The sequence below is a fragment of the Treponema lecithinolyticum ATCC 700332 genome (genome assembly GCA_000468055.1).
Lineage (GTDB): Bacteria > Spirochaetota > Spirochaetia > Treponematales > Treponemataceae > Treponema_C > Treponema_C lecithinolyticum.
The window spans coordinates 288,029-303,594 of sequence record KI260564.1; the positions used below are offsets into that span (position 1 = coordinate 288,029).

Below are 15,566 nucleotides of genomic sequence, written 5' to 3' on the forward strand. Positions count from 1 at the left end.
CTGGCGGCAATAAAAAACATAAACTCGGTAACGGTGGAAGTAAGCGACGGTTCGGCTGAAATGCTTAAGGGCGGTGAACAAGTTGCCGAAGAAATGCACAAACTGGACGATTTAACGCGCGTTATTTCGAACAGTATGAACGAAATGGCTGCCGGTGCGATACAAATTAACAATGCGGTGCAGGAAGTAAACGAAATTACCCAACGCAACAAACACAGCATTGAAAACTTGTCGAACGAAGTAAATAAATTTAAAGTATAATTTTTAACAATAGTATCCGTTCGTGTTAAACGCGAACGGATACTATACTATACGAGCGGTACTTCCACAGCGCCGAGCGGTCGTATGCTCATGCGGTATACCGGGCTTTCGTCGGCGCTTTTTCCCAAAGCGTTTTCCATATACGAAGTATACTCTCTGCTCAAACGCTGCGGCATAAACACTTGAATAACACCTGCAAATCCTCCGCCGTGTATGCGGCATGCACCTTCGCCTTTTTGTCCGATAAAATGTTCAGTTAAAGCAAGGCACACGGCTATGCTTTGTTCATCCGGCTGTCCTGGAACGTATACGTTTTGCAGCCATTTCCACGACGAATTACCCGATTGCGTTATTAACTGCAAAAAGGTTTTAAAATCATCCGCTTTTAATGCGGCAACTTCTTTGTCAACCCGTTCATTTTCTTCAAAAAAATGAAACGCGCGCAAAACGGCGCGGTCGCAGCATTTTGTACGTATGCCGGCGAGGTTTGAAACAACGTCGGCAAAGCTTATATCGCGTAAATGTTCTTTGCCGAGTATGCGTGCAACCGCTTTCATTTCTTCCGGGATCGCCGAATATTCTTTTGATAAATCGGCATGGCTTTTTCCCGTATTTACGATTATTAAATCGTATGCTTGTTTTTCAAAATCGAACGGGATTTGTTCTATCAGGGGCTGCGCGGGATTTTTAAAGTCTATTGCGATAAGACCGCCGACTGCGCATGCTGTTTGATCCAATAAACCTGAAGCTTTGTCCCAATACCGGTTTTCGGCAAATTGTCCGATTTCGGCAAATTGCTGTACGCCGATTTTTCCGTCGTTAAACAAATTATTCAAAATAAGACATATAATCATTTCAAACGACGCCGAAGAACTTAACCCTGCTGCCGCTATAACATCGCTGGTAAAACACGCTTTAAAACCTCCGGTTTTATAGCCTTTGTTTTTAAATCCTTGCACTATACCGCGCACTAAAGCTGCAGAACCTTTTTCATCCGGTATACGCTCGCTCTTTTGTGTGTCGATACGGTAGTCTTCTGCATACGTAAGGTCGTACAGGTGTATAATATTATCGTCGGTTTTTTGTACCGCTCCGATAACATCCTGTCTGATACTTGCGGCAAGCACTTTACCCAAATTGTGGTCGGTATGATTACCGCCGATTTCGCTTCGTCCCGGAGAACTGAAAAAGCGCAAGTTTTGAGCGCTACTGCCGGCAAGTTTTTCCGGCTCTCCGAAGCGTTCAACCCACTTTTGTGCGGCAGCTGAATAGCGTGCACGCTGTGCTTCCAAAATACTTTCGTTTGCGCCGTACAGCTTTGAAAAAACGGAACGGTCAAAATTCAAATGCTTAAAATTCAAATCATTCATTATCGATTTATCGGTTAATTAAAACAAAAATAATATGCCGGAAGCGGTAAGTTTTCCGGCAATCCCGACGCTTTACGGAACGCATCGATCAATTGGGCTTCGGCGGGCTTTGCTTTAAAACCTGCAAAGGCTGCCGCTTGATACAAATAATCCTGAAAAGTCCGCTTTTGCGGCACTCGAAACTCTTCTATGGATACGTTTTGTTCAAATAAATCGGTTATATTGTCGATTGCGTTTTCATAATAGTCGATATAATCTATAAGACCGTTGTTTTTTGCTTGCTGTGCGGTGTAAATGCGTCCGTCAGCAAGACGGCGCACTTTTTTTATATCCATTTTGCGACTTTCGGCTACAATGCCGGTAAATTGGTCATAGGCTTCATCGGCAATGCTTTGCATAACCGCACGCTGTTCTTCGGTAAGCGGGCTGTTGATATTCAGCATATTTTTATTTTTGCCTGCGGTAATCGTAGTCATCTTTATGCCGTGCTTTGCCATCAGTTCCGTTAAATCCACGGAACTGGAACTGATAACTCCAATCGAACCGGTAAGGGTGTTGCGGTTGGCATAGATAATATCCGCTGCGCACGCAATGTAGTAGCCGCCGGAAGCCGCTAAAGAGCCCATGTATGCCCAAACTTGATTGTCGGTACGGTGTTTGTAGTTTTGCAGCGCCGCATATACTTCGTCGGATTGATAGACGCCGCCGCCCGGTGAATTGATAAACAGCACAATGCCGCAATTTCTATCGTCGTCAGTAAGTTTTTCTATTGTGTTTAAAAGCCACTGCTGATTATACGTAGTGTTTTGCTCTTCAATAACGCCTTCTATGTATAAAACGGCTATGTAATCCTCAAAGTGAAACGAAGAGGGGAGCGTTTTAAAACGCTTTGAAAACGTACGGGAAAAAAGCAGTTTATCCGTGCTCGGCAAAAAATTACGGAACAAACGTTTGTTCGATTTGAACATAAAAAGCTGAGCACACAGCGCAGTAATACCGACTGCAAGGATTATAATCAATACGACTAATCCGTGTTTTGCCCGTTTGCTTAAACCTTTTTTTTGCGTGTACACGGTTTATCCTTGAGTATACGTCGGTACGACGCCGAAATCTTCAGGTTTTAAAACACCGGTTTTCAAAGCCGTTTCTTTTAAATAACGGTACGCATACAGTTGTGTGCTTTCCATATAGGGAATAAGCCATAAATAACCGATGTACAAGCTCAATGTGGCTAACAGCGCCCAACCGAAAAAGCTTAAGTACATAACGAATAAATCGCCTTTATAGCCCTTAGTCATTGCTATACTTATGCGCATAGCTTTGCGTACCGACAACTTAGGATATTCGGCTAAGATGTAAAAAATTTGCGAGTAAGCAATCATTTTTATGATTCCCGGAATATAAAAAAGGAATGACCACAAGATTACCCATAAAATCGACCATAAAGTAGCGCCAATTCCTTTGCCCCACAAAGAAAAACCTTCCAAAAAAGCGGAAAATGTTGCCTGTTCGCGCCGTACGGTAAAAACGACAAAGTAGCGCGCATACGCCATTTTTAAAGCGGCTAAAAAGCAAAAGCCTAAAACACTTAAGCCGAGCGTAAAAAAAATAAATTGGCTGTACCCGATAGGCAGAAAATCGAATATTTCCTTTTGCATTATCTGTCTGGTAAAAGAATTGGCGAAAAACAATGCATCCCAAACCAAAAGAACGGCAGCGCCGGTCAGTGTTATCAAAATCGGCGTTTTCCAATTATTTTTTAACTGCGCTTTAGCTTGCGCTTTGTATTGCACTCTGTCGAACATTCTTGCCTCCGTTGCTGTATTTTAACCTAAGAAGTAAGTTCTGTGCAAGGGTTTATTTTTCTCTTGTAAAATTTTGCGTTCGATTGTATAGTAAAAGTATGCTTTGGAGCGCTAAAAGTAATGGATATCAATTTTAAAGAAGAAAACGAACAGCTTAAACAAAAACTGCGAGCATGCGAAGAAATGTTAAAGCAGCAGGATACCAATCCGCTGACAAATTTATTTTCGCGCAGAAAATTTTTTGAAGAAATGCGTAAAAATCTTGCGGCAAATCAAGACAAACAATTTGTGTTTATGCGTTTCGATATCGTTCGTTTTCAATTGATTAATTCTTTTTTCGGCTTGGAAGAAGGCAACCGTCTTATAAAATATTTGGCATTTAAAATAAAACAGTTGTCGCTTTTATTTCCCGGTTCTTGTGTCGGTCACATAGAAGGCGACGTTTTTGTCGTATGCTGCCAGCTGAGAGGCAAAGTGGAAGTGCTTATTTCCGTTTTAGAGCAAAACATTAAAGATTTTATCGGCGGTTTCCGCTCCGATTACGAATTGAGTTTTGCCGTCGGCATTTACGTAATAGAAGACAACAGTACGCCCATGGAAGATATTTATTCCAAGGTAATTTTAGCTGCAAAAAAAAGCAAAGAAAATTACGGTTCTCATGTAACGCTGTATGATAAAAAAATGGGCGAAGCGCTTATTAAAAGTCAGCGGATGACAAACGAAATGCGTAGTGCGCTGAACGAAAAACAATTTAAAGTGTATTTTCAGCCAAAATGCAGCTTGGAAACGGGACATATAATCGGAGCGGAAGCTTTGGTACGCTGGCAGCATCCGCAGCACGGACTTATTCCGCCGGATGAATTTATTCCCGTATTCGAAAAAAACGGTTTTATTTCAAAAGTAGACGAATATATTTGGGATACCGCATGCGCTTATATCCGCTCGTGGATGGATGAGGGTTTGCATATTGTGCCCGTATCGATAAACGTATCCCGATGCGATTTACGCAATCCTGCACTGCCGGAAAAATTCCAAACGCTTTTAAAACACTACGGTATCCCGCCGAACTATGTACATTTGGAAATAACCGAAAGTGCTTATGTGGATGATTTGCAGCGTATTCTTGAAGCTGTGCGGCGTTTAAAAGATATTCATTTACATATTGAAATGGACGATTTCGGTGCCGCTTATTCGTCATTAAATATGTTAAGCGAAATGCCGATTGATACGCTTAAATTGGATATGGGCTTTGTGCGCAACTGCGAACATTCAAGAGAAAAAAGTATTATTTTGCGTGCCGTTGTAAAACTGGCAAAAGAGTTAAAACTTTCCGTTATAGCTGAAGGTATAGAAACCAAAGAACAGTTAAAATACTTGCACTCTTTGGGATGCGATTACGGACAAGGCTTCTTTTTTTCGCGTCCCATTCCCGAAAAAGACTTTAGGGAATTTGTTGCCGACAATATCGCAAATTTTCCCGACTGACTGACGCTCATTACACATTCACTTAAATACCGGTGTACGTGTTTTTTGCAATTTGATTTTGCACATTTGACAAACCGGTTTGAGTAGGTTATAATCGATTTGAATTACGAACGATGTTCGTATATACGAATACCGAAAGAGAGGGGCGGAATTCGAATTCCTATGCACAATCCTACTATGCGGGTTATTTCCGCTTTTAATTTAATTTCAGCGCATGAACAGGGTTTAAGTCTTGCTTCTTGTTCCAAGCTGTCCGGAATTCCTGCCGGAACCCTCTATCCGATTTTGCAAACCCTTTACAAAAAAAACTATCTTGATTACGATACTCTTTCGTGCCGCTATACGGTCGGTATACGCTTGTTTTTGGCAGGGCTCGGCTATGTTTCCGGTTCGCAGCCTTACGGCAGTTTGCAAAAGATTTTGCAAAGTATAGCAGCCGAATGTGGAGAAACCGCCCATTTCGGAGTATTGGAAGCGGGAAAAGTGCTGTATTTGGCAAAAGCGGATTCGTCCGAAGCTGTGCGTATGTATTCTGCTGTCGGAAGATCGCTTCCCGCTTATGCAACAGCTTTGGGAAAAGCGCTTTTGTCCGGGGTTTCGCGCGATCAGCTTACGGCGCTGTATCCTGATGGGCTAAAACCCTTGACGGAATATACGATAACCGATATGGACAAACTGTACCGGCAGCTGTGCGATGTACGCTCTACGGGCTTTGCATACGAAAGCGAAGAATCGAACAATTCGATTTGTTGTATCGCAGTTCCCGTTATGCTGCATAAAAAAAATGCCGCTTCATTATCTGTGGCGGTGCCGGTTTTTAGATATACGGAAGAAAAAAAGCGGTGTGTTGAACGGTGTTTAAAAGCTGCGGCTTTATCCGCCGGTAAAATATTACCGTATCTTCATTTATAGTGTTAGGGGGTAACGGATATGAAAGAAGCTATGGATATGAACGTCCTAAGCGAATTGGAAAAACGCGCGGTAGTTGCCGTGCTGGAAATCGAATCGGCAGAAAATGCCGTTCCTACGGCAAAAGCATTAGCAGCAGGAGGCGTAACGGCAATAGAATTGGCGCTGCGTACCGATGCGGCAGAACCATCGATTGCGCTGATAAAAAAAGAAGTGCCTGAAATGATGATCGGAATCGGAACAATTATACTGAGCGGTCAAGCAAAGCGGGTAAAAAAAGCGGGCGCTTCTTTCGGAGTTGCTCCGGGCTTAAATGCAAATATTGTAAAAGAAGCGATAGCTTGCGGTTTACCCTTTGCGCCTGGTGTTGCTACGGCAAGCGAAATAGAACAAGCTTATGCGTTAGGCTGCAAATTGTTAAAACTGTTTCCTGCAGGACCTTTGGGCGGCATTCCGTATTTAAAAAGCGTATTGACGCCCTATAAGCATTTGGGGTTAAAATACTTTCCGTTGGGAGGCGTTACCGAAGATACGTTGGCAGACTATGCCGCAGTGCCGCAAGTAGCTGCTATAGGCGGAAGCTGGATTGCTACCCGAGATTTAATATCCTCTAAAAACTGGGCGGAAATCGAACGGCGCTCAAAAAAAGCGTGCGAAATATGGAAAGGTGCGCGCAGCTAAAGCCGATTTTAAGGAGATACAGATGAATAAAGCTATAGTTACATTCGGTGAAATAATGATGCGCCTAAATCCGAAAGGATATGAGCGCTTTTTGCAAGCGGACGAAATGGAAATAAGCTATGCCGGCGGTGAAGCGAACGTTGCCGTGTCGCTTGCTAATTACGGTTTGAACGCCCGCTTTGTTACCAAGCTTCCGAACAACGATTTGGGGCAGAGCGCTTTGAATACGGTTCGGCATTTTGGTGTAGATACTTCGTATATCGTGCGCTCGGAAGGCAGGTTGGGCTTGTACTTTGTGGAAAAAGGCGCAAGCCAAAGACCGTCCAAAGTTATTTACGACAGAAAAGATTCAGTTATCGCAAAAGCGTCGGTAAACGATTTTAACTGGGACTCTATATTCGACGGCGCCTCGTGGTTGCACTTTACCGGCATTACTCCGGCTTTGGGCGGCGAAAATCCGGCTATTTGTCTTGAAGCGTGCAAAAAAGCAAAAGAAAAGGGACTTACAGTAAGCTGCGACCTTAACTACCGCAAAAAGCTGTGGACGCGCGAGCAAGCGAATACGGTTATGTCTTCTTTAATGCCTTACATAGACGTGTGTATATCGAACGAAGAAGACGCATCCGATGTGTTCGGTATTAAAGCGCAAAACACCGATATAGACAGCGGCAAATTAAACCGCGAAGGCTATGTGAGCGTAGCCCGCCAAATAGCCGAACGCTTCGGCTGCAAAAAAGTTGCAATTACGCTGCGTGCAAGTATTTCGGCGAGCGTAAACGAATGGGCGGGTATGCTTTATGACGGAGAAAACGCTTATTTTTCGCCCAATTATACCGTTCAAATCGTAGACCGTGTAGGCGGCGGCGATTCTTTCGGCGGTGCGCTTATTTATGCGCTTATTCAAAACTACACGGGACAGGATGCAATTAATTTTGCCGTCGCAGCTTCCGCGCTTAAACATACCATTGAACACGATTTTAACGTTGTGTCGGTAGATGAAGTAAAAGCATTGGCTGCAGGAAACGCTTCCGGTCGCGTGCAAAGGTAGTTTTTAATAATTATGTAAAAAAGTGTTTTAAAACGAATTGCTTTAGGAGGCAGTTATGAAAAAAGCACTGGCAGTAAGTGTTTTTATGTGTTTGGCGCTGGCTATGCTCGGCGCACTCGGGTCAAAAGAAAGCGGAACTTATCCGAACGGTCCGGTTTCGGTTATTGTGCCTTACGGGGCGGGGGGCGGAACCGATTCGGTATGCCGTGCTCTTGTGGATGCGGCAAAAGATGCGTTTCCTGCAGGTATTGCAGTTGAAAACCGCACCGGCGGCGGCGGTTCGGTCGGTATGTCGTACGGTCAAAACGCAAAACCGGACGGTCAAATTATTACGATGATTACTGTAGAATTGGTAACGCTGCCGCATACCGGTACGGGCGGCGATATTTCGTTTGAAAAATTTGCTCCTATTTTAATGGTAAACTCTGCGTATTCGGCAATTACGGTTCCCGTCGATTCTCCGTACAAAACGCTTAATGATTTGTTAAATGCGGCAAAAACCAAAGATATTCAAATCGGAAACTCGGGTATCGGAGCTATATGGCATTTAGCCGCTACCGGTTTGCAGCAGACTGCAGGCGTAAAATTTACGCATATACCCTTTGACGGTGCAGCTCCCGCCATTACCTCTCTTTTGGGCAAACACATAGATGCCGTTTCCGTTTCGTATGCTGAAGTGTCTGCTCAAATTCAAGCGGGAAAACTTAAAGCGCTTGCCGTACTGGCTCCCGAACGCCTTGCAGCTTGCCCCGATGTACCTACGGCAAAAGAACTGGGTTACGACATTGCAATCGGTACGTGGCGCGGTTTGGGAGTGCCTGCGGCAACCCCTGCCGAAACGGTTTTGTTTTTGGAAAAAACCTTTACCGATGCGGCAAACAGCGAACAATTTAAAACCTTTATGCGCAATACCAACAACGATATTGAATTGCTCACTTCAGTGCAGTTTAAAGGACGCCTTGCCGTCGATAATGCTTTGTTTAGAAAACTGATCGGCAATATCGGACTATCTGCAAAATAAAATCATAAAAAAAATAATTGCAAGAGCCTGTTGAAAAAGTAGTGCACTTTTGAAGCAGCCTCTTGCAAATTTTCATTTTACAGCGGTACAAAGACTGCTGCGCATTTATAGGAATGGAGGCGCTTGATGAAAAAAGCGAATATGGCAGTTGCCGCCGTTTTTGCACTTATCGCCGTTGCGGCGATTGTTTTATCTTCTTCTTTGCCGCCGGCAAAAGACGGTGTTCCCGGTCCCGGCTCGTGGCCCGTTATTATAGCAGTTGTTATGCTGGGTGCTTCGGTTATGATTGCATTACATGCTTTAAAAAACACTTCAAATGAAAAACCTTCAATCAATATGCTCAGCCGCGATTGTGTACGCGTATACCTTTCGATGGCGTTTTTAATTGTTTATTTTGTGCTTATGTACGTGCTGGGCTTCGGTTCAGCAACCTTTATTATGCTGTGCGGCTTTATCAGTTGGTTCGGCCGTTATAAATGGTATAAAACCGCTGCTGTATCGTTTGTTGTAACGGCAGCCGTATATGCGGTATTCAAATATATTCTTAAAGTTCCGTTCCGCTTCGGAATACTCTTTTAAGGAAAACCTTCGATGATTTTGGAAACACTTTCACTTATTTTTCAAGTACATACGATTTTGTATATTTTGCTCGGTGTTGCAAGCGGCATTTGTATCGGTTGTCTTCCCGGATTAACGGCAACGATGGGTGTAGCATTAGTGCTGCCTTTAACTTTCGGTATGGATGCGGCAGCAGGTATTTTGTTACTTGTGGGAGTATATGTCGGAGCTATCTACGGCGGTTCCATTTCAGCTATTTTACTTAATACACCGGGTACTCCCGCTTCGGCTGCCACCGCTTTGGACGGCTACGTGATGGCTCAAAAAGGAGAGGCGGGCAGGGCATTGGGAATTTCAACCGTTTCCTCTTTTTTCGGCGGTATAACCAGCTGTGTGTTTTTATTGCTGATTTCTCCTCAGCTTGCTAAAATTTCGCTGCGCTTTAGTTCCCCCGAATTTTTTATGCTTGCAATTTTTGGCTTATGCATTATTTCAAGCATTTCCGGTTCTTCTATGGCAAAAGGTATTGCCTGCGGCGCTTTAGGGATTTTGATTGCCAGTATCGGCATAGACGGCATAACCGGCAAAATGCGCTTTACGTTCGGCAATATGAATTTACTCAGCGGTATCAATTATATTCCGGTAATGATAGGACTTTTTGCTATGAGCCAAGCGTTTATCGGCATAGAAGAGTTAAGTAAAGAAAACGCTCTTACCAAAAAAGTTTCGCATGTAATTCCTAAAAAACAAGATTGGTCTGTTATTTTTAAAAACGGTTTTTTATTCGGTACAATCGGAACTTTTATCGGTATTATTCCCGGTGCAGGAGCCGATATAGCCGCTTTTATTGCATACGGGCAAGCAAAAAATATGTCCAAACATCCGCAAGATTTCGGTAAAGGCATACCCGAAGCTATTGCGGCACCCGAAGCTGCTAACAACGGAGTAACCGGAGGGGCTCTTATTCCTATGCTTACTTTGGGAGTTCCCGGCGATGCGGTAGCCGCCATTATGATCGGAGCTTTAACGGTACAAGGCTTACAGCCCGGTCCGCTGCTGTTTCAAAACAATGCGCCGTTGGTATATGCGCTGTTTATAGGCTGTTTTATAGCCAATATCTGTATGGCTGTTTTGGGTTTAAGCAGCGTTAAATTGTTTACCAAAGTGCTTTCGGTGCCGAAAGCGGTATTGATTCCCGTTATCTTTCTTTTATGCTTTGTCGGCTCATATGCTATGGCAAACAATATGTTTGATGTGGGCGTTATGCTTTTTTTCGGCATTGTCGGCTATTTTTTACACAAAGTCGATATATCATCTTCTCCTGCCGTATTGGGGCTTATTTTAGGACCTATGGCGGAAAGTCACTTCCGCCGCGCTTTGCTTATGAGTAAGGGTGATTACAAGGTCTTTTTTTCTACGGGAATTTGTTTGTTTTTCTTTTGCTTAATCGTTGTTTCCATAGTGTTGCCCTTTGTGCGCAAACGCCTTTTAAAACGCTAACGGAGTCCGGTAAACTTGAGCTAAGCGGTTGAAAAAAAATCACATTCGGGGTAAAATAAAAGTTATGGCAAATAAAACAAATATTTTAACAATGTTAAAACTTTTTGCTCAAAAACAAAACAGCGCACTCGTTTATTTTGCCGAATTTTGCGATTATATGAACCGCTATGCGCAGCGCCATTTGGACGCTGATGCCGATCTTACTCCGTTTCTTTCGGATCCGGAAACTGCCCTTAATGCCGCCGTTGCTCAATTGGTGGAACGGCATTCCGTAATGCTGGTAAATGCCGAAAAAGATAAAAAAGCCATTATCGTTATTCCGTTTTATACCGAACGCTTTGCAAGCCGCTACCGCGAAATACTAAGCAATCCGACTGTTCCGTATCCGCTTATCACCGATTTACCCAAACATATACCCGTCGATATTGTAGATAAACAACCGGCAGCGACATTGCTTGAAGATTTATTCGAGCATCAACAAGATTCGTCCGATGAAACCGATTTTAACTACGGTTCATCGGCAAGTCCCGTTTCTGCCGCTCTGTACGGTCTTGTGCTGCCGCGGGAGCTTCCCATTATTTTATATCCGTCGAATATTCCGGCAAATATTTTACTCGATATTGCATTGACTAAAATTCGGGAAATGCTGCGCAAAGAAGAGTATCACGATTATTTTCTTAAAAAGCTTAAAATATCGAACCCGGGCAAAGATCTTTCGGTTAAATCTTTTTTTTCGCAACTTATTCAGCGTCCGGCGGAAGCATTGGAAGCAATTCATACGTCCGGAGAATCGTTTTATTTTTGGAATCAATTATGCTTTTTTATACGGCAAGATTACGACAAAGTTAAAGACTATACGCAAGAAGATACCGCTTTATTGCAAAGTATTTGTATTACCGAAATTGCACTTTCGTATTATAGAAATAAAGCACAGCAAAATATTCAGCGGGATGCGGCGCTGCGTATTTTGGAACAGCATTTTGAACGTCCGCCGTATTATTTTAATAAAGAAACCATTCAAAGCTTTACCGATTCCAAAGGCGCGTCTTTGCTTGGGCAATATACCGAAAAAGATTTAAACGAATTTTTGCACACTAAAACAACCGTACTTTTGGACAATAATTTGCCCGAATTGCTTACGATTAGGCTGCACACGGGACAGCATTATTATGTAAATAAAGGTAAAGTTATTCCGCTTATCGTTAGATTGTGCGGCGATGCACGCGAAACGGTAAAAAGCAATTTAACTGCCGAATGGTTTAATTTATACAAAAAATTCGAAAATGTGCCGGCGATGAGCGACCAAAAAGCCTTTGAGCGCCGCCTTGAACAGGAATTGGTAACTACCGCCCCGGTTTTATATGCATTGCTTAATTCGAATTTTTTATCGCTGATTCATTACGAAATGCTTACTGCGCGTGACGGTCCTAAAACTATGTTTACCTTGTTTGCAGACGGTAAATTGTTACCCTATAGTGAATTACTTATGCTTTCGCGCAGAGAAATCGTTGCCGATGCAAAAATACTTTTGCCTTTTTGGTATACGGTTCCCCCTATATCGTGGATTGCGCGTTTGATTTTACGTCCGAAAAAAAAGAAAGAAGAAAAAAAGAGCGTTTCGGTTCCCGAACAAGCTCGCTTTCAAATGGAAGAAGGCGAAGACGAAGCAACTAAAAATTTACCTCGCAATGTACGCAAAAAAGAATTCCGTTCTGCCGCACAAGAAGCGGAAAACGAGTTAATACCGCCCGGTTCCAATTTGGAAAGGGAATTGGCTTCTTATATAAATCAGTGGAACAAACTGATTACCAAACCGCTTAGAGAAAACTTAATCGAAGACGTAAACTCTCTTATCCGCGATTATATGCGCAAAACCATCCGTACTTTAAAAAGTAAAAACTTTACGGTTGACCGCATGTACGATTTAGCGGACACGCTCATTAAAACTACCGCACTGCAAAAAATAAAAGATAAAGAAGCGCTGCAAATGTACATCGTTTTGTACATTGTAAAGCTGGTAAAAGAATCTTAACTTAAAAAAAGCGTTTTTTTAAAAGAATTTTTCAAAAAATTCCGTTTTTTTGTTCATCGTTCGACAATATATATGTGTGTACGGTCGAATAAAAATAACGGAGGTTTATTATGAATTCGCTTAATTCTATTATTCTTGAAGGTAATATCGTACAAGAGCCCGTTTTGCGTACTACACCGAAAGGAACACCTGTGTGTACGTTTTCGCTTATGTGTATGCGTACATACAAACAGGACGAAGGTTATGAAAAAGAAATTTCGTTTTTTGATGTGGATGCATGGGCAAAGCTTGCCGACGTATGCGTAAAAAACGGTACAAAGGGGCGCGGTTTGCGCGTTGTCGGGCGCTTAAAACAAAGCCGTTGGACGGATCTTGAAGGTAAAAATCATTCCAAAGTATCCGTTGTAGCCGAACATGTGGAATTTAAACCGGTGTTTAAAAAAAGTACGGATGATACGCAGTCTCAGAGCGACGGCGGCTTTGATGACGGTAGTGTAGCAGAAAACGTAAAAAGCGGCGCAAACGGCAGCGAAAACGGTGCCGGCGAATGCTTTGCCGATACCGACGAAGCTCAAGCGGCATTTGTAGCCGATGAGAGTGGTAGCGGCTTTTATCCAAGCTTGATAGAAAACGAAGCTTCGGCATCAGCCGGCACAAAAGCACAAACTTCACAAAAAAACGGCTGCGGTTCGGGTAAAACCGAAAAAAGGCAAGCTAAAGCTTAAGTTTTTTGTGAGCGCGGGGCAAAGCGCGCGCGCTTTTTTTTAAAAGCGGTGTCGACCGTATGCGCTTTGTCTTTCAGTCTTTTTGTTTCGCTTGTATAAAATCCTTCTTTCCAATTAAAGCGCTCGGTATCGGGTAAGGCATCAGCTTTGTGTAAACAGCGCATAAGCGCTTTTAAATCGGCGCGGCGCAGCTGCGTTTTTGACATATCCAATAAAAACCGCGAAAAACCCGCTTGTTTAAGAGCGTTTATGCGGTCGATAATGGAAAAAGGTTTTTCCGGCATAACAAAGGATCCATCAGGTGTGGAAAGCGCGCGGAAACTTATGCCTTCTTTGTCGTTAAACCACGAAAAATCGTAAGATTGCGGTAATTGAAAACGCATACGGAACAGGGCGGGGTAGGCAAATATGCATATCAATACGCGGCTTCGCAAAGTATTTTCAAAGATGTTTTCCAAGTTTTTTAACGAAGTTTCGTAACTCATAGTAAAACAGTCTATGTTTTGGTTTTCGAGCCACGAAACCGCCCAACGATTAAAGGTGTATAAATACGGGCCTGCGATAAGCGATACGTTTTTGTTTTTTAACAAACCGATATGTGCCGGATTGTTAACTACCCACTGGGTGTAACCGAGAGCGCTTAAACGTTCTATGTCTTTTTCCAAAACGGTTTCGGTGTCGGCAGGGCAAAAGGGGTCTAAGGAAATAAAAAATTGTTTTTTTGAACAAGGCGGTTTTTCTTCTTTTTCGATAAGGGAGCGCCGCGTTTCGCTGTTTAATTCGATTATAATGCGTACGGGGTTTTCGGTTGCACCGACGTAAGCATCTGAAAGCGTGCTTACTTGTATATACAAACCTGCCGGAAAATGAGACAAAGATGTTTTATGCACCGGTGTTAAGTCGAGTACGGGAAGCTTTGCATCCGAAACGCGGCGGCGGAAGGGGGTTAAATCTGCCGGCAATACGTGTTTATAGCGTTTGGACATGGACTTTGTTTGCAATAAATAAACCGAATCTCCTTTTGAAAAACCGTCGGGTATGTCTATCCAACACTCTTGCGTATTTTGTGTGCTGCTTTTTGCGTTTGTTACCGGTTCCGTTTGCGTTTTTATATCACGTATTTTATGGCTTACCCGTCCGGAATCATCTTTTTTGTGCAGTCTGATTGAATCTCCTATGTCGGGAGTATAAAAACCGCCTTTAAGCAAAGCGTAATTTTGTTTTACCGCTTCAATTTTTCCCATGTAAATGCCCGTTCCGCCGGCTTGATCGGGATTTAAAAAATCGCTTCCTTTAACGCCGTCAAAAAAATAACGGGTTTTGGAGCGGGCAAAATCGGATGCAAGCATGCGTTTTCCGGTTTCAAGCGCGCCTTTTTTGTCTTTTTGCCAATTGTCCAATACATAGCGGTACGCTGCCGTTACGCAGCCTACGTATTCGGCGCTTTTCATACGCCCTTCGATTTTAAAAGAATCCACTCCCGCCGTTACCAAATCGGGAATGCGGTCTATAAGCTGAAGGTCGTGCGGCGAAAAATAATAGCCGTGTTTTTTAATATTACCCGCATATTCGGCTTCGTAATAGCGTCTGCACGCTTGCGTGCACATACCGCGGTTTGCCGATTTTCCGCCCAAATAGCTTGAAAAAAGGCATAAACCGGATTCGCTTACGCACAACGCACCGTGCACAAACACTTCCAGTTGAGAAACGCAGTTGTGTTTTATTGCACATATTTCTTTAAAGCTTAATTCTCGTGCGAGCACTACGCGTTTGATTCCTTCTTTACTTAAAAGGTTTACCGCTGCCGGGCTTGCTATGTTCATTTGAGTTGAAGCGTGTAAAGTTAAGCGCGGAAAAAATTCCTGCACCATGCGGATAACGCCGAAATCCTGCACAATCAGCGCGTCGGCGCCTACATCCTGCAAATATTGTAAAAAACGGTACAGTTTTTCCGTTTCGTTTTCTTCGATTACGGTGTTTACCGTTACATATATTTTTTTTCCGCGCTTGTGTACCGCTTCTACGGCAGCTTCAAATTGATTCCATGCAAAATTCGACGAACGCATACGGGCGTTAAAACTTTTAAGTCCCAAATAAACGGCGTCGGCTCCTTCACCTATAGCCGCATCAAGTGCTTCAGGGTTGCCCGCAGGGCAAAGTAATTCAGGCAT

Annotated in this window: 13 protein-coding genes and 1 pseudogene; 10 read left to right on the top strand and 4 right to left on the bottom strand. The window is 43.2% G+C overall.

All coding sequences use genetic code 11. The annotated features are described in order from the left end of the window. Positions 1-261 (top strand): annotated as a pseudogene (locus HMPREF9193_RS05950) (methyl-accepting chemotaxis protein); the annotation flags it as partial. Positions 262-308: 47 nt separating this feature from the next. On the opposite strand, the gene HMPREF9193_RS05955 reads toward HMPREF9193_RS05950, so the two are convergent. From HMPREF9193_RS05955 to HMPREF9193_RS05965, 3 genes are read right to left on the bottom strand one after another with little or no spacing between them, the layout of a single operon-like run. Then, positions 309-1,631, bottom strand: a complete 1,323-nt coding sequence (locus HMPREF9193_RS05955; RefSeq protein ID WP_021687182.1) for a galactokinase — start codon at positions 1,629-1,631, stop codon at positions 309-311. Between the two features lie 14 nt (positions 1,632-1,645). Then, complete coding sequence (gene sppA, locus HMPREF9193_RS05960) at positions 1,646-2,704, bottom strand: signal peptide peptidase SppA (protein WP_021687183.1); 1,059 nt, start codon at positions 2,702-2,704, stop codon at positions 1,646-1,648. A 3-nt stretch (positions 2,705-2,707) separates the two neighbouring features. After that, positions 2,708-3,436 carry a DUF975 family protein gene (locus HMPREF9193_RS05965; protein WP_021687184.1) on the bottom strand — a complete coding sequence of 243 codons (729 nt, stop codon included), beginning with the start codon at positions 3,434-3,436 and terminating at the stop codon, positions 2,708-2,710. 120 nt (positions 3,437-3,556) lie between these two features. Between HMPREF9193_RS05965 and HMPREF9193_RS05970 the strand changes: the two genes are divergently transcribed. From HMPREF9193_RS05970 to HMPREF9193_RS11375, 9 genes are all read left to right on the top strand, one after another. Beyond that, a complete protein-coding gene (locus tag HMPREF9193_RS05970; protein ID WP_021687185.1) occupies positions 3,557-4,921 on the top strand; it encodes a putative bifunctional diguanylate cyclase/phosphodiesterase in 1,365 nt (454 codons plus the stop codon). 99 nt (positions 4,922-5,020) lie between these two features. Further along, positions 5,021-5,833 (top strand): IclR family transcriptional regulator, encoded by an 813-nt coding sequence (locus HMPREF9193_RS05975; RefSeq protein WP_156882465.1) that lies wholly within the window; start codon positions 5,021-5,023, stop codon positions 5,831-5,833. 18 nt (positions 5,834-5,851) lie between these two features. After that, positions 5,852-6,511, top strand: a complete 660-nt coding sequence (locus tag HMPREF9193_RS05980; RefSeq protein ID WP_021687188.1) for a bifunctional 4-hydroxy-2-oxoglutarate aldolase/2-dehydro-3-deoxy-phosphogluconate aldolase — start codon at positions 5,852-5,854, stop codon at positions 6,509-6,511. A gap of 22 nt (positions 6,512-6,533) precedes the next feature. Next, on the top strand, positions 6,534-7,559 hold the full coding sequence (locus HMPREF9193_RS05985; protein ID WP_040847673.1) for a sugar kinase: 1,026 nt from the start codon (positions 6,534-6,536) through the stop codon (positions 7,557-7,559). 55 nt (positions 7,560-7,614) lie between these two features. Continuing rightward, complete coding sequence (locus tag HMPREF9193_RS05990) at positions 7,615-8,580, top strand: tripartite tricarboxylate transporter substrate binding protein (RefSeq protein WP_021687190.1); 966 nt, start codon at positions 7,615-7,617, stop codon at positions 8,578-8,580. Between the two features lie 126 nt (positions 8,581-8,706). Further along, positions 8,707-9,159 (top strand): tripartite tricarboxylate transporter TctB family protein, encoded by a 453-nt coding sequence (locus tag HMPREF9193_RS05995; protein WP_021687191.1) that lies wholly within the window; start codon positions 8,707-8,709, stop codon positions 9,157-9,159. A 12-nt stretch (positions 9,160-9,171) separates the two neighbouring features. Next, positions 9,172-10,638 carry a tripartite tricarboxylate transporter permease gene (locus HMPREF9193_RS06000; RefSeq protein ID WP_021687192.1) on the top strand — a complete coding sequence of 489 codons (1,467 nt, stop codon included), beginning with the start codon at positions 9,172-9,174 and terminating at the stop codon, positions 10,636-10,638. A 64-nt stretch (positions 10,639-10,702) separates the two neighbouring features. Beyond that, positions 10,703-12,670, top strand: coding sequence for a hypothetical protein (locus HMPREF9193_RS06005; RefSeq protein ID WP_021687193.1), 1,968 nt, complete (start codon positions 10,703-10,705; stop codon positions 12,668-12,670). A 110-nt stretch (positions 12,671-12,780) separates the two neighbouring features. Then, positions 12,781-13,395, top strand: coding sequence for a single-stranded DNA-binding protein (locus HMPREF9193_RS11375; RefSeq protein ID WP_021687194.1), 615 nt, complete (start codon positions 12,781-12,783; stop codon positions 13,393-13,395). Here the strand turns inward: HMPREF9193_RS11375 and HMPREF9193_RS06015 are convergent. Continuing rightward, positions 13,392-15,566: a peptidase U32 family protein gene (locus HMPREF9193_RS06015; RefSeq protein ID WP_021687195.1), complete on the bottom strand. Its 2,175-nt coding sequence runs from the start codon at positions 15,564-15,566 to the stop codon at positions 13,392-13,394. The two genes, HMPREF9193_RS11375 and HMPREF9193_RS06015, sit on opposite strands and share 4 nt — an antisense overlap.

Coding starts and splice junctions, on each gene's coding strand:
- HMPREF9193_RS11375 (WP_021687194.1), top strand. CDS start 12,781: ATGAATTCGCTTAATTCTATTATTCTTGAAGGTAATATCGTACAAGAG.
- HMPREF9193_RS06015 (WP_021687195.1), bottom strand. CDS start 15,566: ATGCCTGAATTACTTTGCCCTGCGGGCAACCCTGAAGCACTTGATGCG.
- HMPREF9193_RS05980 (WP_021687188.1), top strand. CDS start 5,852: ATGAAAGAAGCTATGGATATGAACGTCCTAAGCGAATTGGAAAAACGC.
- HMPREF9193_RS05965 (WP_021687184.1), bottom strand. CDS start 3,436: ATGTTCGACAGAGTGCAATACAAAGCGCAAGCTAAAGCGCAGTTAAAA.
- HMPREF9193_RS05985 (WP_040847673.1), top strand. CDS start 6,534: ATGAATAAAGCTATAGTTACATTCGGTGAAATAATGATGCGCCTAAAT.
- HMPREF9193_RS05995 (WP_021687191.1), top strand. CDS start 8,707: ATGAAAAAAGCGAATATGGCAGTTGCCGCCGTTTTTGCACTTATCGCC.
- HMPREF9193_RS06005 (WP_021687193.1), top strand. CDS start 10,703: ATGGCAAATAAAACAAATATTTTAACAATGTTAAAACTTTTTGCTCAA.
- HMPREF9193_RS05970 (WP_021687185.1), top strand. CDS start 3,557: ATGGATATCAATTTTAAAGAAGAAAACGAACAGCTTAAACAAAAACTG.
- HMPREF9193_RS06000 (WP_021687192.1), top strand. CDS start 9,172: ATGATTTTGGAAACACTTTCACTTATTTTTCAAGTACATACGATTTTG.
- HMPREF9193_RS05955 (WP_021687182.1), bottom strand. CDS start 1,631: ATGAATGATTTGAATTTTAAGCATTTGAATTTTGACCGTTCCGTTTTT.
- HMPREF9193_RS05990 (WP_021687190.1), top strand. CDS start 7,615: ATGAAAAAAGCACTGGCAGTAAGTGTTTTTATGTGTTTGGCGCTGGCT.